Origin of the sequence: uncultured Planococcus sp., assembly GCF_947501725.1 — a bacterium.
In the GTDB taxonomy this organism is placed as follows: Bacteria; Bacillota; Bacilli; order Bacillales_A; family Planococcaceae; genus Planococcus; species Planococcus donghaensis_C.
This window is the reverse complement of the sequence record NZ_CANMXD010000040.1, coordinates 1-270: the sequence shown is the minus strand read 5'-3', so window position 1 is coordinate 270 and position 270 is coordinate 1. Positions and strand designations below refer to the sequence as shown.

The window sequence follows — 270 nt, the reverse complement described above, 5'->3', positions numbered from 1 at the left end:
TGGTGACCCCTACGGGATTCGAACCCGTGTTACCGCCGTGAAAGGGCGGTGTCTTAACCGCTTGACCAAGGGGCCATATGTTTTTGGAATTTATCTTCTGGCGGAGAGCAAGGGATTCGAACCCTTGAGACGGTTGCCCGCCTACATGATTTCCAATCATGCTCCTTCGGCCACTCGGACAGCTCTCCAAAATTGGCTCCGAAGGTAGGACTCGAACCTACGACCATCGCATTAACAGTGCGGTGCTCTACCACTGAGCTACTTCGGAAT

3 tRNA genes are annotated in these 270 nt (G+C 53.3%); all 3 read right to left on the bottom strand.

Going from position 1 to position 270, the window contains the following annotated elements:
* Positions 1-75: transfer RNA gene (locus tag Q0785_RS20335), tRNA-Glu, on the bottom strand.
* A 23-nt stretch (positions 76-98) separates the two neighbouring features.
* Positions 99-188 (bottom strand) — tRNA-Ser (locus Q0785_RS20330).
* Positions 189-193: 5 nt separating this feature from the next.
* Positions 194-268, bottom strand: a tRNA-Asn gene (locus Q0785_RS20325).
* Between the last annotated feature and the right edge of the window lie 2 nt (positions 269-270).